Here is a 24,258-nt window from a genome sequence, read left to right as displayed (position 1 = left end):
ACAGCAGGGCGCTGATGCGTTCAAGCAATGTGTGTAAAAATTTAACCTGGAAATAAAAACGCTTCCCAGGAAGCCCCGAGATTTTGAGCCAAGGATAGGCCTATGTTGTTCGCAGTATTTACATCACTTCTCATTATCGGTATCACCATCACCTCTTTCCGTGCGGTTCAGGGATCTTTCTGGTCCATGGTCTTTAATTGGGTCGTCGCGGGTCTTCTATTGGGACTGTACCTGGCAGTGGCTGGTCATTTTCCAATATATCAATACGTCGACGAGCTGATGATTATTGCTCTCACAATTGCCTTGTTCGGGAACCTGGCTCTCGTAATTTGGATTTCTAGCCTGAAACGGAAATATCGCAGTCAGACGAAGGCTATTGCGATGAAGCAGAATTTGCTGGCTATCGCGGCCCATGAGCTTCGAACTCCAATTACAAACCTGCGCTCTCAGGCGGATCTGGCGGTCAATTACGTCGGTCAGAAAGCCCTGAGTGATGCTGAGAGCATTCTGCAAATGTCGTTGGACGACCTTGACACTCTGGACCATCACGTTAAGGCGATTCTTGCCCTGGCCGCCCTGGAAAACGGAACACTGGCCACACATAAAGAATGGTTTCCTGTCAGCAAAATCGTGCTGGATCTGAACAGCCAGTTTGCGGGCAAGGCCAACGTGGCACTGATCTGGGAGTGCTGCAAAGATGAGAAGCTAAGGGTTACGGAACTTTATACTGACTATGATCTCATCAAGGTGGTGTTACGCAACGCCATCGAGAACGCTCTGAAGCACACCGAGGATGGTTTCGTTCGTCTGTCCATGACGCTTGAGGAGGATTATGTCGAGGTCACGGTGCAGGACACTGGCAGTGGGATGTCGACAGAAGAAATGAAAGCTCTGCATTGGCACGGAGACGCACTCACCCATGGCATTCGGCGAGGTAAGGATGGGTGGGGCATCGGGATCCCTGTCATGAAAGCTTTCACGGAATTTCTTGGTGGAACTATTGCTATTGATTCGAAGGAAGGTTTTGGCACCAAACTGAGCCTCAGATTACCAATAAGCTATCGGCAAGGAGCAACGGGGACACTTGGCTCCAAGCGGGAATCTGATGAGGTGGACTTTCATCCAAATCTCGATTTCTCAGCTGTTGGTCAACGTGACAATAAACTGAGGGTATTGCTCATCGACGACAATGAGACATACCTGCAACAGATGCACCGAATGTTTGCGCCGAAAATTCTTGAAACCAGCCAGGTTCAGCTGGTCACCTGTAATGACCCGATCCTGGGCATCTCGCGTTTAGAGGAAGAACGTTACGACCTGCTGCTGGTTGATTATCACATGCCGCAAATTGACGGGCTCAAGCTACTTGAGTGGCTGGAAAATGATGAAGCTCATCCGAACCAGGATATAACCAAAATCATGGTGACGGCGGATCCGAACATCCCACAGTCAACGCGCGGAGCCATTGTAAAGGCCGGCGCTCGTATCGTGTCGAAAGGTATGTCTATCGAGGACTTGCGGATGTTGGTCTTGGAGGCTATTCGTCAGAAGTTCAATCCACAGGATTACAGCCGATCAGCTAGCTGACGCTTTCCTACTGATGTTGCTCACTTATTGCAGTTGAAATCGAAGTTATCTCTCAATGGGCTGCATGCCGGATGAGTACCTCTGCGCCTATGGGCAATCGGACAGCCTAAGTTCGGACGACGGGGATATCGGACCAACGGGTGGTGTAAGCTGGGGATAAATTTTCCCGGCGCATCTGCCAGTCCGTATTTTTGTGGATCTGACGCCCAAAGCGGACCGTGTTTTTACCCGAAATGCTGTTGATCTTATCCAGGGTCCGCATCAGCTCCTGATCTCGCTTGTCGTCCTCAATTCGACTGAAAAAATCTGACTGGCATGCACCAGGCACTCGAAAGTCGGAAAGCACGATGCCTGCCTTGTTGTACTTAAATCCATCGCGCCAGAGCGCCCTAGCCAGAGTCACAGCCTGTTTGCATATCTCGCGGGTGTCCGCGGTTGGATACGGCAAAGCAATGCCCCTCTGGTTCGCATAGTGCTCGCTCGACCGGTACCGGCTGGTTGACATGAAAGTTGCCAGATACCCGCATTCACGATTTTCCTTGCGCAGTTTCTCGGTGGCCCGGGCTGCATGGTGCGACACGGCCGCGAGCATGGAGTCCAGGTCGGTCACCGGTGTTCCGAACGATTTCGAACAGAGGATTTGTTTTTTGGCCGGGGCCACTTCCAGAAGGTCGGTGTGGCACGGAACTCCGTTCAGCTCTCTAACGGTGCGCTCGACAATGACCGAAAAATGCTTTCGAATCCATTTGGGATCGGCATCCGCTAATTGGAGCCCGGTTTCAATCCCAAGATCCGCCAACCTTTTACTCAGTTTGGAGCCGATCCCCCAGATCTCGCTGGCCGAGACCAGCTTCAGCAGACGGCGCTGCCGGTCGCGATCGGTCAAGTCCACGACGCCTCCGGTTGCCGGATACTTTTTGGCGCCGTGATTGGCCAGTTTTGCCAGCGTGGGACTGGGTGCTACGCCGACGCAAATCGGCAGGCCGGTCCACTGCTTCACCACGTTTTTGAGTTGATGCCCAAAATCCTCATAGGACACGACCGATTCAATGCCGGTCAGATCGAGAAACGCTTCATCGATGCTGTACGGCATGACTCCGGGCGAAAAGGTTGTCAGCGTCTGGATAAAGCGAAAACTCATGTCGCCGTAGAGCGCATAGTTTGAAGAGCACACCACCAGGCCGTTCTTCTCGACGTGCCCCTTCAGCTCGAAGATCGGCTGCCCCATCTTGATACCCAGGGCCTTTGCTTCGGTATTGCGCGCCACCGCGCATCCGTCATTATTCGAAGCCACGACAACTGGACGGCCGACCAGTGAGGGATCGAACACGGTTTCACAGGCCGCGTACATCGCGTTCACATCGCACAGGGCGAATATCTGTTTCATTTCAGAGTGCATGCACGACGGTGGTTACGACCCCGAAAATTTCGAGTTCATCTTCATCGCGAAGCGTGATGTCCGGGTAATCGTCGCTCTCCGCTCGGAGGACAGGTTTGCTGGGGTCGCTCAAATCGAGTCGTTTGCATACAAACTCCCCGTCGACAGAGGCAATGACGATCTTCCGATGTCCGGGAGGGAGGCTGCGATCAACGACCAGAACATCCCCGTCATGAATGCCGGCTTTTTCCATCGATGAGCCAGAAGCGCGGACAAAAAAGGTGGCGGCCGGTGTGCGAATGCAGAGGTCATCCAAGGACAGCGTTTTTTCAATGTAGTCTTGGGCCGGCGATGGAAAACCCGCTTTAACGGTATCGGCGTAGAGTGCAATTGAACGTTGGAACTGTTCGGCGGGACGGAAAATTTCTGTGATCAACATCTTGGCGTTCCGATCTGACGTACTGTATAGATGAACAGTATATTTATTCAGAGTGCCAGAGGCGACTCCTGTATTTAGATTATGCACTGTTATACCAGATCCGCATTGGGCATCGCCCTATTCCAGCCCGCGACTCCGGAGAATGACGCAACCCGATAGAGGGCTTTTCCATCCCGAGCAACGCGCGGCGAAGCCGTGCCCAGGTTATGTAAGGTTATGATAGGAAACGGAAGGAAAAGACAGGCTGATGACCAAAGATGCGATTAACGAGAGGTTGGCGCCGGACTCCAGTTTGTACGAATCATAATGCTGATCTGGTATAAGAAATCATCTCCAGCTAAAGCAACGGCTTCGTTTCAAAGAGGGTAGTCTCAGATTATTCGCCTGCTCCATCGATCGCCTTCGAATCGCTTGAACACCCCAGAATGGTTGCCAAAAGCCAGGACAGCGTTTGCGGCCAGGACTTTAAGATAGCCGGCGACGACCTTTTCCGGATCAGGAACCTTTCTGGCGTCTGCCTCAGACAGTTTATTGCGGGACTTCATGATTTCTGCCACCTCGGTTGGCCAAGGGAACTGGCGAAGAACTTCGATCAGAATTTCCCGCGCCGTGAATTCCCGGTCGATCGGCATCTTGGGCAGACATTGCTCCATTATGAATCCTTGCCAAGCAGAGCGAGGTACAAAGAAGATCCATTCTCCATCGACTGGAACGCTTTTGCTGCCGTCAGCCGGTGGAATGACGTAAGAGGACTGCCTTGCCTCCAGGCGAAACAACTGGCTTTTGTATTTTTGATGGGCCAGAGCGTCGCTTTTAAATGAATCCTTGGATTTCAGCTTATTGGAAGCACGGCGGCGGGCCTCATCTCGCATTCGGGCCATTTCGGCGTGATAGGCACGCTTCTCTTCAGCCGCTTTTCGCTCAGCATGCTCTCTGGCCATCCGCTCAGCCCTCGCTTGCAGCTCTTGGCGAGCGTCGACGGTGCGCTTCAGATCGTCGTACAGGGAGCAGCGGTACCAACAACGTTCGGCATTCAGGAGAACCTCGTCAACGAAGGCCTCCTCGTCATACACGATCTCTGTATGAAGTTGACTCAGATTGATCTCGACCAGGTTATCCAGAGATTCGGCTTTTTCGTCATCAACCCCATGCGTAACGCGAATCTCAATGTGTAGCAGAGAGCCATTTTTCAGAAATGCTGTAAGATCGGGCCGCCATCGGCCTTGCTGTCTTTCGGCCTCTACTTCAACCAACGGAACATCTCGTTCTGGGTAGTGAACAGAGGTTCGAATGGGGGGTTCATCCTCTATCGGAATGAGTTCGAAAGGAATCGTTAATGGAGGGATTCGTAGACGTCGTTCATCGAGAATGACCTGCTTGGCCATGAGGTGGACGGCGGTTTCGTATCCGCCAGCACAACTCTCAGTCCGGAAGTGTGAAAAATAGGCTCGCTTTTGCTTGCCCTGATTTGCGATCAGTGTCGCCTCGCACGCTGGACAGATGCAACCACACGCTTTACCCGAGGACACATCATTGGGCCGAAAGAGGCGCCCTTCCCTTAAACCGAACGGAACCTTGAGATTACCGGATGCTTGTTCAGCCAATTACCACCTCCATGTGCTCCGCGTGTTCCTAGGCAAAGTCAAAGGCTTCTGGTTCTTCCCAACGCCAAATTGTGTCTATGCGGGACCTGAACTGTTCATCAGATTCGCCGTCTCGAAAAAATGATGGTGTCGTTACCGGAAGGTCATATACGCCTAGGGCAATGGCTGATCTCGGATCCCAGTTGTGATTCACTGATTCGCGGCACGCGGCCCGGAAATGAGCGGCCGCCGATTTACCGTATCCGAACTTTTCAGCAGCGAGACGCAAACGGTCCCAGTGCTCTATGCATAGTCCCTCTTTCTCAAAAAGCCAAGCTGAAAGAATCCAGGCCTCGTTTGGCAGTTGGGCGGCTGATTGAGCGACAGTTGTTTCTGCTCCTTCACCAAGCATCCGTGGAATCCGCAGCCCGTCTAGGTCAGCGGAAAGACAAAACAGTTCGTGGAGCGGTGACGAAGCCTGGATAGTGTTGATATTTCGGGAAAGGCCGGACAACCAAATCGCGGCTAATAGCTGCCAACGCTCATACCTTTCGTATTCCGGCGGTTCGCCGGCAGAAACGCCAGGCTCAATTAGGTGTTCGCTATCCCTGAGTGTATCGATGATCTGGCCGAGAACAGGAATCTCACGCAGGGGATAGGAATCCACCTGAGCTGAGAAGTGATTGACGGATGGGGCCCCGGTGACCAAGCGAACGGTAAGTTCCAAATGAGTGTTGTATCCGATTCGGGAGAAATCCATGCCGGAACTGGATTTGCGAGCAGCTCTCACGGTGTTTTTGAGAACATCAAAATGGCTATCAACCATGACTGTCACTCCATGGCTCGTTTGGCTGCGTTTTAGTCTGAGCCAAGAGTAAATCAGGTCGAATTGTAGAGGGAGTTGTTCACGCTGCAGCGGCGCAGGCCATCCTAAAGCCGAGCTTAAAGTACCGCTACAGATGGATAATGGCAAGGTGTCAGAAGCTACCCAGTCCTTTCAAAATAAAGAGGTTGCTGTTCGAGGATGGATAGATACCGGTCGTCTATGACCACCCACTGTATGCCTCTGTCCACCATCCCGGACTTGGCCAAGCCGTGCATCTCACCGCGCATGAGCCAAACGCCTTCCTCCGCGATAATACGGTTAAATAAAGTTTTGGGCGGGTACTCAACTCCCCTCCTGACGAGCTCAGCCGCTGCTCTTTCCTGGAGAAAATCCACACGGTCATCTTCCGTGTCTAGGATCGACATTAGTTTGTAGCGTCGCAAGAAGGTTTGTATGGCAGCTCTCGCTCTCGGTGATGCGTCCAACAAAGGCCGGTCAAACTCAATAATCCCCTCTTCTGGCCCTTCGATACGTACTTTATAAATGACGTTGGCCCCAGATTGTGCGGCTGCGACCGACCGATCCGCGGTGCAGTATATGGCGGGTCCAAATACAGTGTTCTGACTGGCCGCAGCGTTTAACGTCAGAAGGCCGGCTCTCTTGGAACCGTGGAAAAGCGTTTCATTAATCAACTCGCAAGACTCCTAACCCAATTATCGAATTCCGAGGGCAGGTAAAGCTCGGATTTCACCCTTGAAATTGATGTGTAAATGCTCGAGACTAGAGCATCTTTTTTGATCATGTTGGTCTGACTGAAGAAGTCATCGGCGATGACGACCTTGTCGAACTCCATATTTTTGGTGTGTTCGGGCATCCCCAGCCACAAAACATTGGATCTGTCGCGGACTTGGCGAGAGAGTGACTCATCAAAATTTTGAAGCCTATATCCACGGGTGAGCAGGTCGACAACCCGGGTTATGTCAGCGAACTCTGATTCTCGCTTTGTCAGTTCGTCGAAAGTTCCGTACCGGAACAAGCTCGGGAAGCTCGGGCGAGTACCGTGGTTAAAAAGTTCAATCACATCACCCATAAACCACTGTAAGGCTTTCTCTGAGCCAGGCATCAATCTAAAAGTCGCTTTATCATGCGCACATCGCTGGAATTGCTCGAACAAAGCCCAGTAAGAGCGAAAAATGATGGCGCAATTACCGCTTGGTGTTGGAAGACTCTGATAAGACAGAACCTGGGTGTTCTCCGGCCGGATTCCGACAAACTCCATTTCAGGAGTAATCGGGTGTGCCGCTAGGACCTGATTGAAGAGATCGGTTGTGCTCTCCCCCGCCCTTACTGAAACTCCCAGCTCCCGACCTCGTGATCGCCTTGGTCGCGCCGTGCCGCCGGCACCGAAGAGGTGCTGATAGCGATCCCCAAAGGTAAAGGTTGCCTGCGGCGGAGGTGTCCTCTCCAAGATGTTGATGATAGGCACAGGCAAATCATGAGCCTCATCAACCAGAGCGATACGGATCGTCGGTGGAAGCACCTTCCCTTGAACATCCGCAAGTTTGATTTGGTGGTAGATCCGCGTCGGAAGTTCGGACTCCTGGTTGGGCGGATCGGCGATGAAGGCCCACATCCTCCGTGCAATTTCTACCAGAATTGCTTTCTCGGACGCGGACCAGTGAAACCTCATCGTAGAGGGGAGATGCTCTTCCGAAATCTCATTACTTGCACTGTGGCAGAATGAAGTTACGGTTTTCCAGGCTATTTTTGCGATCTCCGCTGCCCGCGCTCGCTGAAGCGGCTGAACTTCCAGGATCTGGGCCATCTGCTCATAGGTACGATTAAACCTCTGCCCCATCCGGTAGCGCGAACCACGCGAAGGTCTGGGTGCGTCCTCCCCGGGATACACAAGTTCCTTGGTCAATTCTCCCAACGTCAGCCCGCGGGCGGCCTGGGTACGATCCATAAGTGCCGCAAGTTGCTGCCGAGTATGTGCCAGTGCAACAACAGAGAGTCCTTTTGCGCTGAGCGATGCCGCTAAGGTGGTTATCAGATACGTTTTGCCTACACCGGCAAAACCTTGAACAGCCATAGGTTCTTCGGGCTCAGCCTCAATTGCCCGAATTAGACGGTCATGCTCTACGGAAAGTGAAACAGATCGCTGCTGACCTAAAATGCCCCTCTTGATAAAAACCTGATTGAATTCACTCGAACAGCCAAAGCGCCAGCCGTTTGGCTTTTCCAGGTAACTTTTATTGGCCACATCCGAGACAGACATGAGAAAAAAACCATCGCTATTGCCTGGCGCCAGGTCCATGAAACCCTCAGTGCGCTCTTGAAGGAGGTCCTGGATTTCTGACTTCGTTTCCTCAGACTCAGCAATCAGCCGCAAGCAGTCCGCCAGAAGCCTTTCACTTGCAGGGCCATTAAAGGGCTTTGAGGTGTTGGCCAATTTGAAGAGAGTGAACAATCCAGCGAGCTCAGGGTTGGTCAAACCGGCAATTTTCGTCCTGTCTTTATCGAGCGCGATCAAGGTCTCACGGCTAATGGGAATCGCAAGTTTCGTCATGTTGTCCGGTTCGTAGTTAAAGGCTTTTTCACTGGGTTCTGTAAGCAGTTGGAACAAAGATACTGACACGAGCTGCGCATGGCCAATCAAAGACTTCGCAATATAGCAGTATATGGTATAATAGTGCATATAATTAGCATTGATTATGCTTTGACGCTGTCCGTGCTGTACTCAGAAATCGAGGGCTCACAAAATGCAGAACTCTGTTACCGAGACTGTCTCAGTCCCGGGAGAGTTGATCGATCAACTTTCTCGGGCATACCAGGCTCTGGTGGATAACTGCGAGCAACTGAAAATGCTTTCAGACGATGATCACAGGGCAGATTTCGAAGTTTACGTGCCACCGTTCAGTAGCACTGAAAATGAGCGATACTCTGCACACGCCCGCAAGCAGGCGATTGTGGACGCCGTTGGCCTGACCATTGACGACACTCAGAGTCGGCAGTGCGACGCAGGCATTGTATGCGCCTCTGGCGAAACAGTGTCGGTTGTCGAACAGATCAATGAGACCAAAGCACATTTCAAGGAAACAATCCTGAAGATCCGCAGTCTCGCCTCGGGTAAGGTGGCCGGTTCGCGCGAAACGGTACTTAAGAAAGCGCTTAAAAGTGCGGGCATTCAGACATTGGACTTGCGTGAGTGCTACCGGCAAATTCGGGTGATGCCGCCAGCGCTTGAATCAATCTCGTGGACCTGGGCCACCAGTCACGCACGTATTCAGAAGCTAACCTTCGATGAGGCTGTCGCAATGGCGGAAGGCCTGAGAGATCGCGATGAGGATTTGGCGGAAACCGCTTTGGATATCCTGAGGCGTAAATGTGCCCCGGACGAAATCCTGGTGCGCCGGATTACCCTGCCAAATCAGTTGAGGGCGAATTACTCATACCTCGAAAAAGGGGAGATTCAGCGGAAAAGCTGTCCAATCTCGGGGGTCGTCATTGCTCAACAAAAAATGCTCCCTCGGATGGCGTGGCGGGAGAATCCTGTTTCCCGCAAAGAGGTGCCCATTCGACTCCAGCGGGAATCAAAAATAGAACCAGAACCTGTTATCCAGTCGCTGAGCATCCATAGGTACGTTCGTGGACATGCGTAATCATCCGGCTAATCAGATGAAAGTACGGTGTTTCGGCTCAAAAGCTGGGCTTACGGCCGAAGCGACCGTCTTGCTAAAAGATGGCGAGGAGCCCCTTGCGGCTTTGAATCTTGAGGTCGCCCCTCGTGACGGCGAACGCATCAACTGGAAGAGCAAGATCGTTCTTCAGCTCGGAGAGGATGATCTGCCACTCCTATGCTGCGTGTGCCTGGGTTTTTTGCCCAAAGCGGAATTCAAGCGACCAACAAAGGGCATTGTCGTAGAACGCCAACCCAATCGGTTATTCATTTCTGCGACTCAGGGCTCAGGGAACTGTTATGCCCTGCCCTTGCCAATAGCTCAGACATTCCACTTTGGAGCCTTGGCAATGGCGCAGCTCAAGAAGCAGTCTGGGATGGACGATGATAACTTGCTTCTTGCTTCGTTGAGAGGAGCTGCAGCACTATATCAGTGTTGAATACGAACATGAGTGGCGGTCCCAAAGCAGACACTCTGGGCAATTCCATCCCTGATAATCCCCAATGCCGAGCCATTCTCGCTGCCATGTTTGACTATAACTTTAGCCGACTTTGATGAAAAAACGGTCCTTAAAAATTCCTTTCGGCTCCCTCGATGGCAGACTCGTCGCTCCAGAAAATGTGGCTCGCGGACGAGACTGTAATTGCCGGTGTCCAAATTGCGATTGGCCCCTTATTGCCAATCAGGGGGGGCAAACCCGGCCCTATTTTTCTCATGACCGCGGTCCCGAGTGTGTCGGCGGCTTCGAAACAGCCGTTCACAAGATGGCCAAGCAAATCATCTTGGATCACTTAACCGTAATGCTTCCCGCTCACTCCGTGGAGATAACGGTTCCCGTTACTTCTGAGGACGATGTTCTAACTGGCAGCGTTCTTTACCCCGAGCGTCTCGTTCAGCTGGTGTCGGCCGTGTCAGAAAAGCAGGCAGAAGAACCTGGTCGTTGGATACCGGACGTTACCGCAACCCTTAAGAACAATGCCAAGCTCTACATTGAGATCAAGGTTACTCATGGTGTGGAGCAACCTAAAGCCGAGGCATTGGATAACCTCATGGAGATAGACCTGGGCGACTGGGAGATTGATGCCTTGGCGGATACCGAAGTGCTAGAGCGCGCGGTGCTGAGAGTGGCTGCTCGTCGCTGGTACCGCTGTTCACTGTATTCCAATTTAAAAAAAGTTCGACAGAAACAAGCGGAACTGGAGGCCAAGGTATTTGAGGTGCTCGATCGCCGGCGCCGACGTGAAGATAAAGAGCGTGATGCTGCTCGCGAACATCAAAGGCAGCGTGAAGCCGCAAGAGCCAACTATCAGGAAGATCTGAAAAAACTCATCGAGCTCAACACGGTCGCTGGTCAGGAAGCGAGAGAAAAGCTCCTCGCTGCGAATTCGAGCAAGCTTTTACTCGACATTCCACAGCGCTTTCCCAGGGAGTTTGCCAGTGGTCGCTGGCCCAAGTATCTATCGGTACGAGTCGCTGGAGACTGGTTGTTCAACATAGACCGGCGGGTATGGCAAACCTACATTTACGAGCGGGCAATCGCTGACGTTCAGAAGGGGCATCAGGTTTCAGTCAAGCCGCTCACTGACAGTATTGTTCGTCATTTCGGCGTTGTCGACTGGGCTAAGCGTCTAAGCGATCTCAAGCTTGAAGCCCTGTTTGCAACGAGTAATCGCAAGACCCCGGTTGCCGAAAAAAATGTATGGTTTCTTACCAGCGAGGAGAATGCCCTGATACGAACCCCGTCAAGCATCGTTCGAAGCTATCTTGATGCCCTTGTTGCATTTGGTCTACTGAAACGGTCCGGCCCACATACTTACCAGGTAGAAACCTAGAAGGGGTGCGCAAAAACCGGCCTGCAAAGCAGGCTGTCCGTTGCCCCTCATTAGCGACATCGCCACAGAAAATCTCTGATCCACTTAGATTCCGTTGGTTGAGGTTCTAACCCGTATTTCTTCGTTATTCTGGAAAACCTCGCCACGTACGCACATTGCCCAGAGGGCGGCAACCATTCCATCGGGCCTCTTGCGCCCTTACTGCGATTCAGCGATGCCTCGACCGGCAGAAGATTTACAGGGTCATTGGCAAACCGTTCTCGATTTGCGTCACTCCAGTGATTGGCCCCCCGATCCCAGGCCCATTTCAATGGAACGACATGATCGATGTCCGCTTCAGACGCATTCTGAATGACATTTCCCGAGAAAGGGCTTATCCACCTGCCCGTCACGACTCGGCAGCGTCGATCTGTTGCAAATCTGACCGGTGTTGATGACATCTGAATAAGCGCTTCTGCCCTACTGTCCTGGCAATCACCATCTGCATCATCCCATCCGTGGCCAAAGGCTGACCTGGAGTAGCTTTCTGAATCAGACGACTTGATCACTCTCCGATCATTTACAGAAGGACGAGCCATCCCCTTCGGCAGGCGACCGCCCGAGGCAAGAAATTCTTTAACTGAATCAAATGGCTGAAAGGTTTTGGTTCGCTCATACCAGCTGCTTTGCGGTGGATGGCAGATACCGCTGTTCGACATTTTAACGACTGAAGCGAAAGCTGGGTTGGCGGAGGCCAGAAAGGAAAGAAATACGATCTTCAATACTGCATTGATCAAGTTTTTTGATTCCTTAGAAATGCGGAATGGCTCAATTTGAGGTGCTGGGCCGCTCAAGCACGTCCAGATTCATCATCAGTGGAGTCGCCCTCAGGCTCTTTTTCCATAAGTTCAGCAACGAGTTGTTCGGCTACAGGATCGCTCTCCCCACCATTCTCTCGAATCACCATATACCAGCCAAGAATCAACCCGACGACATTATCATCGGGGCCTTCTTCGAGGTGATCTAAAGGAAGCCCCTCACTGCGCTCACAGATTTGCTTGATTACGTCCCAGTCGAATTCAATTTTGCCTGTCTCAAGGCGTTTCAGCCCGAGATCTGCGAAAGATAGATGATCCGGAATGATCACGCGCGCCTTACGTTGCTCCATTAAAGAGATCCTGGTTTATTCAAATGCTCAAACCTTAATCGTCTGTAGCTTATCGATCAAATTCATGTATCGAGTCCCAGAGACGTACTCCAAGCCATCGAGCCAGGCGTTCACAATCTCCGATAAGCGCCCTTCTGCCAGCGGAGGTCAACGGTCGGCGTTGGGTGAATACTTCGCGCCTTGATTTGTCGCTCAAAACAGCGTTCAGCTGGTAAACAACGCCGGCTGATTTCGGATCGCCGTCCGAGTATAAGTAAGAGATCAGCTGGAGTGCATGAATGTCGGCCAGCTCAACTACCCCCGTGTGCCGAGATTCGTTTGAGCCTTTCCAAAAGGTCCCTGATTTGCGATCAAACACGGGCCGACCCGCCGAGCGATAGAAGACGTAGCCAATTGTGAGGTACCCGGGAATCAGGATGAACGGTGCGATAAACTGAAACTTGTGCCAAGTGTCGACGACCGGAATCATCGGAAGGGTAATCAAAACAGGCATTACAGCCATCAGGATCTTCAGCGACGATGGCAACGCAAATGACAGAGCGAGAGGCCCGAGGGAAACGAGTCTTCGGCGTAACAGCACGCTTTACGTGACCATCGGAGACCATGAGACTTTGCTGGCAAGCTGGTCCGCATACTGACTTGTATCAACGGGCTCAGGATTAAAGCGATGTTTCATTCGAGCCCGAAACTCAGCCCACCCCAGAAATTTCAGCACAGCTTTCTTCATGGCTTTGATTGCGACCAACGATGTCGATTACCGAATGATGTTGCGTTAACCAGGGCATTCAGGATCAGTAGCAAGACGAAAAAAAGCAACATCCAAGGAGCCGGCAACAGAAGCGTCAGTGGCCACAGGTTGCTAGCCAGAAGGAATGCGATGGTTGTGTACGCGGTGATGAGGGCGCCAATGACCGCTGAAACGACCGCAGCGGACTTCAAATGGCCGCGAAAGAATCTCAAGCTGAAAAGCTGGAGAATGGCGTAGGCGGCAAAAGTCAGGAACAGCAGTTCAATCTTCAACGGCACTCCTAATCTTTCTGCCGACGTCTATCCAGTCTAGGAGAGACTCATGAGTTTCATCCAGCTGAGTTGGGTGGATGCTCACCGATCCGTACCCACCATCAGGAGTGATTGCGTAGGCCGCCACTCTAAATGCCTCGATTCCTGACGATAGAACGGCAATCACATCCGAGTTAGATTCCGCAACAATGGCACAGTGACCTGTGTACCCGGCGGGCAGGTAACTGGTTGCCGCCTCGCCGCCAATTTGATCGGCGACCTGTGCGATCACGGTTCCACTACTTTGGGTCTTCAAAGTCAGGGTCTGCCTCTTAGCGGGCCAGTCAAATCACCAGCCATTTCTGTTTAGAAATAAGTGCTGGAATTCTATTGGTAGGAACAATGGCTGGCAGAAAACAAAAGGTCATGCCCACCTGACCGTTTGAACCTTATTAATCGGTCCGGAGCCGATAGGATGGTGAAAATTTATTCCGGACCTTTTGTCATGCCCAAACTCTCGCAAGTAGCTGTCTTCGCGGCTCTTGGCGTTCTCTCGCTGAGCCACGCCCACCAGTTTTCAGAGATAAAAGCACTCAAACAAGGGCAATCACAGGTCACGCAGACGCTTACAAGCAATGAAGTCGTGTCCATCGTGGATCAGAGGTTGGATCTAGCAGAACAAAGGCTGGCAAAGCACGCCTTTCAAACTCTCATCGGAGAATATGAATTGGCCTCCCCTCGAACACCGGATGACCGGCTCGTATACGGCAACCTGAACGCTCGGCTTACCATGCAGGAATTTAGCGACATTGAGTGTCCGTTTTGCCGCAAAATGCATGGTGGATTGAAATCGGTCGTTGATAACTCCAGCGGCGTCGTAAACTGGGAATTCAAGCATTTCCCTTTAAGCGGTCATAACCCGGCGGCCGCCATGCAAGCCAAAGCCGTCGAGTGTGTGCGAGAGTCCTATGGCAATCAGGTTGCCTGGGCTGCCCTTGACCAATTTTTTGAGAAGACTCGAAGCAATGGTCAGGGGGTCGGTGATCTGCCGACGTTTGCCAGATCGATGGGCTTGAGTGGCAAAGCGATAGAGCTCTGCCTGGACTCTGATGCCCACGAAGACCGAATCTCCGGGGATTATCGTGAGGGATCCAAGCTGGGTATTACCGGAACACCGGCTCTGAGGATTCTTGATCACAAAACCGGTCGTGATTACCTCATCAAAGGCTATAAAACGCCAGAGCAGCTGACCCAGGCCCTTCAGCAGATTCTCGGGAGCTGATATGGCAATTTGCTTTATTGTCGGGCGAGAGGCCCCCTATGAGCCCGACATTCTCACTCCTGTTGCCCACCATACTCTGTCTGTCCTGGACGCAGACCGGAATCTTGTTTTTGAAATGCCGGCGCCTGAATCCGGTTGGTCACAACGGATGCTGGGATCTGTGACAGCACATCTCACTTTGCCTGTGCTGGATGCTTATCTCGGAGATACATGGGTGGGGTCGACAGAGATTTGAGAGTAATCGGGTCCAGCCGTTGAAGCCTTGGCAGCGTTCGATTTTCCATAATCTGAGATTATGCGCAGTGGAAATGCCCAGATTCGTATGGCGTTTTCTGGAGCCGGTGCCCGGGTACTGAATCACGGAGGCGCGCAGCAGAAGTCCAATCAAGGCATGCACTTTAGGCGGTGCAGCAAGGTGCGAAGATAGCCCGCCGTCAGCTCTACCACCCGAACCCGATGACTGTGACAAACAGGGCACTCGTTAACGGGAGTCGGTAACTGGTGCCGCTTGCAGCTGAGACAGAACAAAGCGGTCTTGTGACCGGCAGCGGCAATGGCGTTGGCATCGTTGACCGAATAATCGAGCCGCTGAGTAACCACCTTCCTGCGCTCCTGCCATTCCTGTTCAACCTTTTCATACTTCTCTTCCTCCGGGAACACATCACCCAGCAACGCCTGCAAGGTCGCTCGCCCTCTTTCTGCCCGGACGGCCTTAGCCCTTACCTGTCTTTGCTCCTTTTCGTGAGCGGTCCAGACATCTGCCGCTGAAGCCAGAACCCGAAATGTCTTGGCCGGGCGCTCTTCGGCAAGTACGCCACGCCTACACAGTTTCTTGAGATACGACAGAACCACGGCGTAGGGCGACCGGATGGCATTATTCTCAGCGGGCGTCAGAAACCATACTCCACGGAGTTCGTAGTCTTTGCGTTGATTGTACGGCTGCTTCAGATGAGCTTGCTTGAGTTGGCTGAGTTTCAAAGCCCATTCACGAACGCCGGCGGCCTTTTCAGCATAGCCCAGTGCCTGAGCCACCGAGAAAATATACCCCGGTTGTTTCTCTAGAATCAGAGACTCAAACACAGCACTTTGCCAAAGCCGCCGATCTTCCTTGAACACCCATTCCTGGTGAACACTGGTATCCATGAACGTTGGCCATTTCCCTGTCTCGAATTTCAGGCGCCGAGCAATCACCTCCATCTGGGGCTTTGCACGTTCGGCTAACCGATCTCCCAGAGTCAACCAGCCCATAGACTCCATATGCTCCAGTCTCCGTAACGCAACCTCAAACGGCTCCCTAGCTTCTGCTTTCTTGCGAATCTGGGCCTGTCTGCGCTCCTCCTTCTGCTGCGCCGCACGCTCCTTCTTACGTTTGGCCGCTTCCTCCCGTTCCCGCTGCCTTTCGAAGCGTTTAATCTCGCCCGGCACTCTGGCTTCCAACGCTTGCCGTGCGGCATGCACCTTCGGAAGCTCATCGATCAAAGAGCACCGGTGCCACCAACGAGGGGCTGACTTCAGCACCTCAGCTTCCAGCGCGACCGGATCCAGCACGGTTTCCTCCGACAACCAACTCAAGTCAATCTCCATGACGTTATCAATCGCCAGGCTTTTGTTTTCCTCGACGGCGTGCGTAACCAGGATCTCAATATGCAACTCGGCATCGTTCTTCAGAAGGGCAGTCACGTCAGGCGTCAGACCATTCTCCAACCGCCTCTCAGATACGACCGATACAAAATGGACCTCCCGCGTTTCGAAGTGCAGTGTTTTGGATAGTGTTTCACCGAACACCAAGGGGAAAGAAAGCAACACATCCCGCTCCGGCAGCCACACTCGGCCAGCATCCAGCAGGATCTGCTTGGCCATCTTGTGCAGAGCGGTTTCGTACCCACCAGGGCACTCGCCGCCTCGATGATGGGCAAAATAGAAGCGACCAGCGACACTGCATTTGGCAATCAGGGAGACCTTGCACTCGGGGCAGTGACAGTCACACTTCTTTCCCCGGTCCACAGTCTCGGGACGGTACAAGCGGCCATCCTTTTCACCGAATGGTACCCGAAGCTTGCTCAGGGCAGAGCTATTATTGGTTTCTGAACTCACGTGACAGACAAATTCCGCAATAAATGAGTCTAGCCTTTTTTTCGCTAGGCGATGTTCCAAGCATTCATGATCTTCCATGAACGCCTCAAGGAGCACCCCAATCTGATTGAAAATGGCTTCTACAGGATATCCAGCTTAGGCAGATTCCTGACGATCTCTTGGGTTCTGAGGCTGACCGTAATCACGCGCAGGAACAGCTCAAGCGGATACCGTGGATTTCCCATGGTTTCGATCGCCCAGTCGTTTGCATCATTGACGATGCCCGACTTCTTGTCGGTGGTGAGCGCCTGGCGCTCTATTACCCATTCCAGGGCTGGCTTGCCGTTTACGACATAGTCGTAGGCTTCTTTCGGAATGTTCTCGACGGTGATGTTGCCGTTGTAGATGACCTTGGATTTGTCACCTCGCTTGGCGAATTTCATTTTGGTCACAGTGAAGTCGGCATCCTGGCCACCGTTGACGCCTTGAGCCGTTACTCGCAACCCCAGCGGACCAGAAAGTTTGACCCGGGTGTTCAGGTCTACGCTTTCGTAGTTCAGATGTAGATCCGCCAGGTCCCGTCCTGCTTGGGCAAAGGAAATGAAGTCTGCGTACTGCTTCATGCGCGGAATGTGTGGCAGCTGCTTTATGAGGTTGTCGGCATAGCGTTCGCGGTACTCCTCGCTGTGCAGCAAGCCGTATATATAATAGAAGATGTCTTCCTTGGTGATGCTGGAGCCAGGGTAAGCGGATTGGAAATGGTCCAGTGCGTAATTTGTTATGGCATCTCTCTGTTGGCCACATGCCTCCTCTTCTTGATTGAGAAGATCTGCCTTCTCCTCCGAAAAATCATAGATATAAAGCGGAAAGCACTGAGAATCACCAATTAAGTGAAGATCTGGAATTACATCACTAATCAGGATTGAGAAATCTTTTGACCCCGCAAGCGATAGACAGATCACTCGGTTTTCCGTATTTTCTTCTGGTTTAATTTGAGCGAACTTCCCCGGCCTGTGCATCATCTTCGGGTCGAAATACACCATCATTTTAGTAAACGGTCTATATAGCGACTTTCGTAGGTACTGGTCAGAAAAACTAAAACGAATACCTTTGGCAACATCTTTGTAGTTGTCGCCGTACCACGAGAATCTCGAAGTATCGACTTTTACAAAGTCCTTGAGTGGTATGCTTCCATCGTATTCTGAAGCATACCTATCCACCTCAGAGTTAAAGAAACTGACTGATTTTTTTATATTCTTTTCCAGAATGGATTTGCTTGAATTGTAGTACCAAGCATCGCCTCTGGCTTGAAGGCCACTGGAAAATGTATCGAAAAGTGCTGAGGATGTTTTGTCTTTTTTATCACCCATTTTGATGTAGGTATCAAAGAACGGATCACGCTGATTCAACCAGTCCCCAAACGTGTCAGGCTCAATCGCCTGCCAACCTACTTGCTTGCTGATACCATTAATGCTGTTCAGCTCAGCAACGGTTTCTAGTTTCTGTTCGCGGGTCAGGTAATCACCAATATCATGGAAGTAGATCTTGCCGTGTTCTTCAGATTGCGGATTCTTCACGAGAATCGAAATAGCAATTGGGGCGCGACTACCGGAACCAAATATTTTGCCCCCTTCTCTGCGTGAGCGCTCACCAGAGGTGCGCTGATTGCCTCGCAAATGGAAGACATAAAGGTTACTAAACTCTTCTACCAGACACTTACGGAGCCCAGCAGCCGTGTTGGCCTCGATGAACCCAGCATTGGTCACAAACCCGATCACGCCACGATCTTTGATGCGGTCAGATGACCATCTGATAGCCCGAATGTACGAGTCATATAGCGCATTCTTGTTCGTGGCGGATGATCTGGCGGCATAGGTGCTGCGAATTCGTTCATCGAGTTTTGGATACTGAACATTGGCATTGTTATCGTTGGCTGACTCTTGCCCTGATGAATAGGGTGGATTGCCAATGATCACGCGAATATCAAGTTCCTGTTGGCGTTTACGCCGAGCGCTGTTCTCTTCCAGAAGCTCATCAACCAGGTCAGCTTTTTCCCCCATCTGGAATGTGTCGGTCAGACAGATCCCAGTGAATGGCTCATACTCTGGCTCGAAGATCAGGTCATCATTTTCGCCACTCAGGTTGCCCGTCAGAATGCCGTGGTAGGTTGCCTCAATGTTGATTGCCGCAATGTAGTAGGCCAGCAGAACCAGCTCGTTGGCATGGATCTCGTTCTTGTATTTTTCAGGCAGGCGATCGGCCGGGATGATTCTGCTTTGCAGCAAACGAGTGATAAACGTACCGGTGCCGGTGAACGGGTCCAGAATGTGGACATTCTTGTCGGCCATACTGGTGTTGAACTCGTTTTTCAGAACGTCTTCCACTGAGTAGAGGATAAAGTCCACAACCTCGATGGGGGTGTACACGATACCCAGGCGATCCGTCATCCGAGGAAAGGCGTTTCGGAAGAACTTATCGTAGAGCTCCACGATGATTCGTTGCTTGCCTTCAGCGCTGTTGATGCCTTCGGCCCTAAGCTTTACGGATTCGTAGAAAGACTCCAGTGTACTGCGCTCCTTGTCCAGGCTATGTTCATGCAGCTTATCCAACACCTGCTGCATCGCCTGGGACATGGGGTTATTTTTGGCAAAACTATATTCTTCGAACAACGCATCAAAAACCGGCTTGGTGATCAGGTGCTGAGCCAGCATTTCGATGATTTCCTCATCTGGAATGCTGTTGTTCAGATCGTCGCGTAGCTCATTTGCGAATGCATTGAACGCTGCAATTTCCTCAACGTGGCTCGCATCCTCCAATATCGCTCTGATCCGGTCGATGTGGGTGTTGGCGATCTTGGCAATATCATTTGCCCAGTCTTCCCAGTGGTGCCGGTTGCCACATTTCTTAACGATTTTGGCATAAAGCGCACGCTCAATATCGCCGACCTCGAACACCAGCTCTGCCTGCTGATGATTTGGGTTCGGGTCGTTAGACCCAATCGAACGTCCACCCCTGGCACGACTGGCTTTACGCTCTTTGGCCGATTTTTTAGTGGCTTTTGGCGTCACCTTGTCTGCGACCGCCACGACCTCCATCTTGCTGGGCATACTGCCGTTGAATTCCAGCTTGTTGATCATCGCGTCAAAGCGGTCATCGTGTGACCGAAGGGCGTTTAGGACCTGCCAAACCACGCGGTAGGTGTCGTTATTATTGAGGGCTTCTTCGGGCTCAACGCCCGCGGGAATAACGACGGGTAGAATGACGTACCCCAGGTCTTTTTCCGGAGCCAGGCGCATCACCCGGCCAACGGACTGCACCACATCCACTTGAGAAGATCGTGGTGTCAGGAACAGCACGGCATCCAGTGCGGGGACATCAACCCCTTCAGACAAGCAGCGCACATTCGAGAGAATACGGCAGGTATTGTCCTCCGTAGTGGCCTTCAACCACTCCAGCTTGGCTTCCTTTTCACTGGCGTTCATGCCACCGTCGACATGTTCGGCATCGCAGGTCATGGTCAGAGCCTGATCAAGCGTGGCATCAGGATCTTTGTCGCGGAGCGCTGCTATTTCGGCTTCCTGGTACTGCGACACTACCGCACCAAACATCTCAGAGATCAGCTTCGAGCTGACCTTGTGGTTTTTGCCCTTGTACTCCTTTTCGATGACCTGGCAAAAAGCGACCGCTCGCTTCATAGGATCGGGCTCTTGCCCCATGGTTTCAACCAAGCCCTGTTTCGACAAGGCTTTCCAGCAACCCACGATCTTTGCGGCATCATCCACTTTTAGTGAGTTGTCGGCGTCTTTCAGAAGGCTCTGCAGGCGCCGGTTGACGTGGGTTTCCTCAACAGCGAGGACAATCACCTTGTAATCGACAAGCAGCTTGCGGGCCACGGCCTCGGAGAATGTGATGACATACAGTTCCTCTCCGTATAGCGACTTGTCATCCATTGAGCATAGTGTGACGTTCTCGGTACTCTTGGCATCATCTCCATAGATGCGGGGGGTTGCTGTCATGTAGAGGCGTTTGTTGCCTTGGATGTAGCTGTTGTCATGGACTCGAACAAAAGCTGACTCCTCCTCACCATCAAAAGTTGCACCGGTGGTTCGGTGCGCCTCGTCGCAGACGATTAGGTCAAAGGCCGGGATCGGGTTGGCTCCAGTGGTCTGAGCCTCGTTCAGAACCCCAATGGAGTGATAGGTGGAGAACACAACAGTCATAGCGTCACCGCTGTGGTGATCTGCCATGTGTTTCTGCAGGGAGGCCGCGTTGGTGGTGGCTGGATATTGCAGGTCACTGATTCCGGCAATCACTCGGTCATCATCTTTACCGCGCCGCTTCCCGACATCGCTATCTGAGCAGACCGCAAAGCTTTTCAGGGGGATCGCAGATTCCTGAGTCCACTCGGTGAGTGTCTGGCCAAGTAGAGAGAGGCTGGGGACAAGGAAAAGTACCCGTTTACCTTTGCCAGCCATTGTTTCGGCTATCTTCAACGAAGTGAACGTCTTGCCTGTGCCACAGGCCATAATCAGCTTGCCGCGGTCGGCTGTCTTGAGTCCATTCACCGTAGCGTTGAGAGCATCAATCTGGTGTTCACGGAGTTGCTTCTGAGCCTTTAGGACTGGCTTTATATCGTCATGATACTGCGACCAATCTATGACGCTGTTTTCCAGGTTATGAAGGTCAATTCGGGATACGGGGGGATGCTGATTCTCCAGGGAGTCCTGGGCATTTCCAGTCCACTTATCCGTCGTTGTGACAATAATCCGGTGACTAAAGTAGCTTTTCCCGGATGCGGTAAAGAAGCTGTCGATGTCGCTTTTGCCGATCGTGTGGTCTGGCGAATAGTTCTTGCACTGGATCGCATGGAACTCGCCATCTGCGGTGATGGCTACTAGATCGATGCCGGTATCTTTCTTTGTGCTGATGCTAAGGTCTGCGCCGTATCGGTCAACCCAGTCGGAGTAGGACAGCACCTCAGAATATTGCTCTTTATAGAAGGGCTCCGTTTTGAAGAATTGAACCATCAGGTTCTCGAAGCTGGTTCCCTTGTCACGCTCTGTCAGCGTCATTTCTCTGAACTGCGACAGTATTCTTTGGAGGGCTGTCATCATCATTCCTTGGTCCATTGTTCTCATGAGCAGTCCAGGACTACCTGTTGATTTAATCGTTTCGGTAAAACTACCAGTTAGTTAGCTCTCAACCTAAATAGAATGCCCATTACGCCGAAGTGAAGCGTTGAGGGTCGTCCGGCTAACAGAAAAATGTTCGGCCACTTCCATCTTGGTCATTGTCGGGTCAGAAAGCATTGCAGCGGCCTTTTTTACATCCGATGCAGACATGGCTGGTTTTCGTCCCCCTTTTCGGCCACGGGCCCGGGCCGCTTGTAACCCTGCGATTGTCCTCTCCCGGATCAGGTCATGCTCAAATTCAGCCAGAGCGCCGAAGATATGGAACACTAGACGACCTCCGGAACTGGTGGTGTCGATGGATTCCGTCAGAGACTTAAAGCCAACCCCCCGATCATTGAGGTCATGAACAATCGCCACCAGGTCCTTCAGAGATCGAGCGAGGCGGTCCAATTTCCACACAACCAGAACATCGCCTTGCCGAAGCATACGGAGACACTGCGACAACTCGGGTCGCTCACGTAGGGTTCCGGTAAACTTTTCCTGAAAGACCTGTTCGGCCCCAGCCATCTCCAGGGCGTCCACTTGGAGTTCTGGATTTTGGTCTTGGGTGCTGACGCGCGCATAACCTATGATCATAAAAGGAGCCTTTTCTTGTCATAGATTGTTGTACGTGATTGTTGAACACAAAACAAGGTAAAAATGGGGGCTTTGAGGAGAAAGTAGGAGCGTCCAACAAACGACCGTTTTCCAGCTATCACGAAGTGCATGCTGGATTTGGATGTATTCGAGATTTAGAGGAGTTTAGCACCGCTGCAGCGTGGTCCCCGTAACGGCCGGAAAATACAATGCACTCGGCGCCTAGATTTCATTGGCAAAATGCTAGGAGATAAAGGGATTAAATGGGGCCACCTTCGTTGGAGAGACAAGGGAGGGTTGTTGTTTCCGACCATGTTCGGCCCTATACTATTATCATATGGAATTTTGGAGGTTATCAAATGATAACTATTGAGTCCGGCGGAAAAGACAAATCCCGCAGCGAAGCCATGAAGGTGTTTAAGCCTCAGCTTGAAAAGCGGACGCTTACCGATGATGAGCTACGCGCCCAAAAAGAGCTGGTTGTGAAGATCATCTTTAACAGAAATTCTACTTACCGAAAGGGAAATTCGGACATCGTTCATTCCATCATGGAAGGGTTTCCCGCGGCCGCAGTATCTCGGCTCGTTGAGTACCTCAACATCCGTCAGAATGAGATGCTAAAGCTTCTGCATATTACATCGGCAACTTTCAGTCGGCGCAGGAAAGACGGTAAGCTCGAGTCTGTCGAGTCCGATAGGGTCTATCGGTATACGCGTTTGGCTGCATTAGCAACGGATATGTTTCATGGGGATGGAGAGGCAGCCCGGCACTGGCTCAAGAGTCCTGCTTACGCATTCAAAGGTGAAACGCCGCTGGAACATGCTCAAACTGAATACGGTGCTCGTGAGGTGGAGAATCTGATCGGACGGATTCGACATGGAATTCCTTCATGAGTGAGTTGAAATTATTCAGGATATGCGACCCACAATACGCCGAGACGCCTGATCAGATGCTTTCTGGAGAGGGGGCTTTTCGATATGGGGGGCGTTGGAATACTCCTGGGAGTCGAGTTGTCTATTTAGCGGAATCCCTGTCGCTGGCTGCCTATGAGTTGCTCGTGCATGTTCCTGACCAGGTTATTGCTCCCTACAAACGGATCAAGGTTGAGGTGCCGGAGAAGCTAATCATGACTCTGGATGATTCTGTGCTTCCAGATGATTGGCAAGAACCCGGCCACCCTGACTTGGTAGCGATCGGTGATGACTGGATTGCCAGCGAACAGTCTCTGGGCCTGTCAGTACCCAGCGCCCTAATTCCTGGAGAACGAAACGTAATGCTGCTTCGGGATCACCCCGATTTTGACAAAGTGCGGGCGGGCGAGATTGAAGATTTTCGTTATGACACTCGGCTTACGGGACTTATGAAAAAGCGCTTATCATCGGTTGTCGATGATGAAGAAAACGACTGAACTCAGCCATCCAAGTCAGCTTTTACGTGCTCCTGAAGACTGGGGCAGATTCTCAAGAAGTTGAAATGGAAACCGGCGACTTTGAGCCATATACGGATACTGCAACCATCATTATCCCACCATCCCATCTGGCCCTCAGCCATTAAGGACAATCGCCTAGCTCGCTTAGGGTGCATCGCCCACCCGCCGAATTTCCTGGGATCCCCAGATCAGGACACAGGGCTTGCCTGAGCGATCCCACACAGCAATCGCGGGG

General features: G+C 51.9%; 19 protein-coding genes. 7 read left to right on the top strand and 12 right to left on the bottom strand.

Features of this window, described 5'->3' with window-relative positions:
- Window positions 1-102: 102 nt before the first annotated feature.
- On the top strand, window positions 103-1,587 hold the full coding sequence (locus AC0B60_RS17145; protein ID WP_465087141.1) for a hybrid sensor histidine kinase/response regulator: 1,485 nt from the start codon (window positions 103-105) through the stop codon (window positions 1,585-1,587).
- 106 nt (window positions 1,588-1,693) lie between these two features.
- Here AC0B60_RS17145 and umuC read toward each other — a convergent pair whose 3' ends face one another.
- The 6 genes from umuC to AC0B60_RS17115 form a co-directional block, all read right to left on the bottom strand.
- Entirely contained in the window at window positions 1,694-2,974 is a 1,281-nt protein-coding gene (gene umuC, locus AC0B60_RS17140) for a translesion error-prone DNA polymerase V subunit UmuC (protein ID WP_465087140.1), read from the bottom strand.
- Window position 2,975: 1 nt separating this feature from the next.
- On the bottom strand, window positions 2,976-3,404 hold the full coding sequence (umuD, locus tag AC0B60_RS17135) for a translesion error-prone DNA polymerase V autoproteolytic subunit (RefSeq protein ID WP_230708251.1): 429 nt from the start codon (window positions 3,402-3,404) through the stop codon (window positions 2,976-2,978).
- 371 nt (window positions 3,405-3,775) lie between these two features.
- Window positions 3,776-5,008 (bottom strand): competence protein CoiA family protein, encoded by a 1,233-nt coding sequence (locus AC0B60_RS17130; protein ID WP_465087139.1) that lies wholly within the window; start codon window positions 5,006-5,008, stop codon window positions 3,776-3,778.
- A gap of 28 nt (window positions 5,009-5,036) precedes the next feature.
- Window positions 5,037-5,813 carry a hypothetical protein gene (locus AC0B60_RS17125; protein ID WP_230708253.1) on the bottom strand — a complete coding sequence of 259 codons (777 nt, stop codon included), beginning with the start codon at window positions 5,811-5,813 and terminating at the stop codon, window positions 5,037-5,039.
- 158 nt (window positions 5,814-5,971) lie between these two features.
- Window positions 5,972-6,505 carry a hypothetical protein gene (locus AC0B60_RS17120; protein WP_465087138.1) on the bottom strand — a complete coding sequence of 178 codons (534 nt, stop codon included), beginning with the start codon at window positions 6,503-6,505 and terminating at the stop codon, window positions 5,972-5,974.
- Window positions 6,502-8,511 carry an AAA family ATPase gene (locus AC0B60_RS17115; protein ID WP_465087137.1) on the bottom strand — a complete coding sequence of 670 codons (2,010 nt, stop codon included), beginning with the start codon at window positions 8,509-8,511 and terminating at the stop codon, window positions 6,502-6,504. Before AC0B60_RS17115 ends, AC0B60_RS17120 begins: the two co-directional genes overlap by 4 nt.
- 64 nt (window positions 8,512-8,575) lie before the next feature.
- On the opposite strand from AC0B60_RS17115, the gene AC0B60_RS17110 reads away from it, so the two are divergent.
- From AC0B60_RS17110 to AC0B60_RS17100, 3 genes are all read left to right on the top strand, one after another.
- Window positions 8,576-9,475 (top strand): DNA replication terminus site-binding protein, encoded by a 900-nt coding sequence (locus AC0B60_RS17110; protein WP_465087136.1) that lies wholly within the window; start codon window positions 8,576-8,578, stop codon window positions 9,473-9,475.
- Window positions 9,468-9,932 carry a hypothetical protein gene (locus AC0B60_RS17105; RefSeq protein WP_465087170.1) on the top strand — a complete coding sequence of 155 codons (465 nt, stop codon included), beginning with the start codon at window positions 9,468-9,470 and terminating at the stop codon, window positions 9,930-9,932. The genes AC0B60_RS17110 and AC0B60_RS17105 overlap by 8 nt, the downstream gene beginning before the upstream one ends.
- Window positions 9,933-10,257: 325 nt before the next feature.
- On the top strand, window positions 10,258-11,325 hold the full coding sequence (locus tag AC0B60_RS17100) for a hypothetical protein (protein WP_465087135.1): 1,068 nt from the start codon (window positions 10,258-10,260) through the stop codon (window positions 11,323-11,325).
- A 50-nt stretch (window positions 11,326-11,375) separates the two neighbouring features.
- On the opposite strand, the gene AC0B60_RS17095 is transcribed toward AC0B60_RS17100, so the two are convergent.
- The 3 genes from AC0B60_RS17095 to AC0B60_RS17085 form a co-directional block, all read right to left on the bottom strand.
- Window positions 11,376-12,101 carry an HNH endonuclease family protein gene (locus AC0B60_RS17095; RefSeq protein ID WP_465087134.1) on the bottom strand — a complete coding sequence of 242 codons (726 nt, stop codon included), beginning with the start codon at window positions 12,099-12,101 and terminating at the stop codon, window positions 11,376-11,378.
- 53 nt (window positions 12,102-12,154) lie between these two features.
- Window positions 12,155-12,472: a hypothetical protein gene (locus AC0B60_RS17090; protein WP_206855528.1), complete on the bottom strand. Its 318-nt coding sequence runs from the start codon at window positions 12,470-12,472 to the stop codon at window positions 12,155-12,157.
- 723 nt (window positions 12,473-13,195) lie between these two features.
- Window positions 13,196-13,492 carry a hypothetical protein gene (locus AC0B60_RS17085; protein ID WP_465087133.1) on the bottom strand — a complete coding sequence of 99 codons (297 nt, stop codon included), beginning with the start codon at window positions 13,490-13,492 and terminating at the stop codon, window positions 13,196-13,198.
- Window positions 13,493-13,946: 454 nt separating this feature from the next.
- Here AC0B60_RS17085 and AC0B60_RS17080 point away from each other — a divergent pair, with 454 nt between their 5' ends.
- The gene (locus AC0B60_RS17080; protein ID WP_465087132.1) at window positions 13,947-14,753 is read left to right on the top strand and encodes a DsbA family protein; all 807 of its coding nucleotides are present in this window, start codon (window positions 13,947-13,949) and stop codon (window positions 14,751-14,753) included.
- A 384-nt stretch (window positions 14,754-15,137) separates the two neighbouring features.
- Here AC0B60_RS17080 and AC0B60_RS17075 read toward each other — a convergent pair whose 3' ends face one another.
- The 3 genes from AC0B60_RS17075 to AC0B60_RS17065 form a co-directional block, all read right to left on the bottom strand.
- Window positions 15,138-16,847, bottom strand: coding sequence for a competence protein CoiA family protein (locus AC0B60_RS17075; RefSeq protein WP_465087131.1), 1,710 nt, complete (start codon window positions 16,845-16,847; stop codon window positions 15,138-15,140).
- 119 nt (window positions 16,848-16,966) lie between these two features.
- Window positions 16,967-21,937 (bottom strand): DEAD/DEAH box helicase, encoded by a 4,971-nt coding sequence (locus tag AC0B60_RS17070; protein ID WP_465087169.1) that lies wholly within the window; start codon window positions 21,935-21,937, stop codon window positions 16,967-16,969.
- A gap of 93 nt (window positions 21,938-22,030) precedes the next feature.
- Window positions 22,031-22,594, bottom strand: a complete 564-nt coding sequence (locus tag AC0B60_RS17065) for a recombinase family protein (RefSeq protein ID WP_465087130.1) — start codon at window positions 22,592-22,594, stop codon at window positions 22,031-22,033.
- A gap of 359 nt (window positions 22,595-22,953) precedes the next feature.
- Between AC0B60_RS17065 and parS the strand changes: the two genes are divergently transcribed.
- Window positions 22,954-23,487: a type II RES/Xre toxin-antitoxin system antitoxin gene (gene parS, locus AC0B60_RS17060; protein WP_069183816.1), complete on the top strand. Its 534-nt coding sequence runs from the start codon at window positions 22,954-22,956 to the stop codon at window positions 23,485-23,487.
- The gene (locus tag AC0B60_RS17055; protein WP_465087129.1) at window positions 23,484-24,002 is read left to right on the top strand and encodes an RES family NAD+ phosphorylase; all 519 of its coding nucleotides are present in this window, start codon (window positions 23,484-23,486) and stop codon (window positions 24,000-24,002) included. The genes parS and AC0B60_RS17055 overlap by 4 nt, the downstream gene beginning before the upstream one ends.
- Window positions 24,003-24,258: the final 256 nt, after the last annotated feature.

The sequence above is a fragment of the Marinobacter sp. V34 genome, from assembly GCF_055524115.1.
This window is presented reverse-complemented; position numbering and strand designations above follow the sequence as displayed.